The sequence below is a fragment of the Tepidanaerobacter sp. EBM-38 genome (genome assembly GCA_001896545.1).
Lineage (GTDB): Bacteria > Bacillota > Thermosediminibacteria > Thermosediminibacterales > Tepidanaerobacteraceae > Tepidanaerobacter.
In genome coordinates this window covers 1-1,339 of sequence record MPOT01000004.1, presented here as the reverse complement: position 1 = coordinate 1,339, position 1,339 = coordinate 1, and the positions used below count along the sequence as shown (strand labels likewise).

At 35.5% G+C, this 1,339-nt stretch carries 1 protein-coding gene and 1 pseudogene; one reads left to right on the top strand and one right to left on the bottom strand.

What is annotated here, in order from left to right; genetic code table 11:
• The coding region (locus tag BUC45_RS00250; RefSeq protein ID WP_296969223.1) for a prephenate dehydratase domain-containing protein at positions 1–363 on the bottom strand (363 nt) is incomplete at its 3' end.
• Between the two features lie 151 nt (positions 364–514).
• Between BUC45_RS00250 and BUC45_RS00245 the strand changes: the two are divergent.
• Positions 515–1,339: pseudogene (locus BUC45_RS00245) on the top strand (transposase); the annotation flags it as partial.

Genomic DNA, 1,339 nt, shown 5'->3' with positions numbered 1-1,339 from the left:
CTGCTGTTGTGCAAATACCTTTAAACACTTAAAAAGGCTTCCGGGGCGATTTGCCGTTGAAAAAACAAGAGTGGTCTTGTCATGACCTGTAGACGGTTTATCTTCTGTTGAAAGTAAATAAAAGCGTGTCATATTATTTTGACTGTCCTGTATACTTTCAGCTACCACTGTTAGATTGTATAATTTAGAAAGGGATTGATTGCCTATTGCCGCAATGTCATAGGAGGGGCTCTTAGCAACTATATTTGCACCTTCGGCGGTGCTCGATACTTCTTTTAATACAACATGGGGCAAGTTCTTCATTAAAAATTTGCGGCACTGGAAAAGAGCCTGAGGATGTGAATCCCTAGTTTTGCAGCAAATTTCAAATTAGCATAGCCCGAAACCATTGACATTACTAATGATTTCGGGTATTTTTATTTTAAATTTTAGTCAAATAATACTGGTGTTTTATGGCGTTACATGGTATAATTGTAAGAGATGCCTAATTGTTAAAACGGTGGAGGTTTTTAAAATATATCTTAAAAAAAGTACAAATAAAAAGACTGGAAGGACCTATTTATCAATCGTTAGTAGCTATTATGACAAGAAAACTAAACAATCTCGTACAGCTACAGTTCGCTCCATTGGATATCTGGATGAGCTTGAAAAGAAATATGACGATCCTATTGCTTTTTTCACTGAGGAAGTCCGCAAAATGAATGAAAAGCATTATGAAGAAAGGCTACCCGTTAATCTTAAAATTTCTCTAGATGAATCTATGGAATCCAATTACGATGGCCTGAAGAATTTTGGCTATGCAGCTTTGAGTAAAATTTATCATGAACTTAAAATCGATACATTCCTTAAAAACAGGCAACGACATTCTAAAGAAAAATATGATGCCAATGCCATTATGAAACTACTGGTATTCTCGCGTTTGTTGTATCCTGGTTCTAAGAAAAAGACTTTTGAAAATAGGGATATGTTCTTCGAGAAGTTTGACTTTTCTTTGGATGATATTTATCGATGCCTTTCTTTTTTTAATAAATACAGTGATGATCTTCAGTTTTGGTTACATGAACGCATTAAAGAGCAGTATGGGCGCAATACTGATTTGGTTTATTACGATGTTACAAATTATTATTTTGAAATAGACAAGCAAGATGAGCTAAGGAAGAAGGGGGTTTCGAAAGAACACCGTCCGGATCCGATTGTGCAGATGGGATTATTTATGGATACAAATGGTATACCTATCACGTATAAGCTTTTCCCTGGGAACGCTCCCGATAAAACTACGTTGATTCCTGCATTGGGTAAGATCCAAAGAGAATATTCTTTAGGTAGAATTATTATTGTT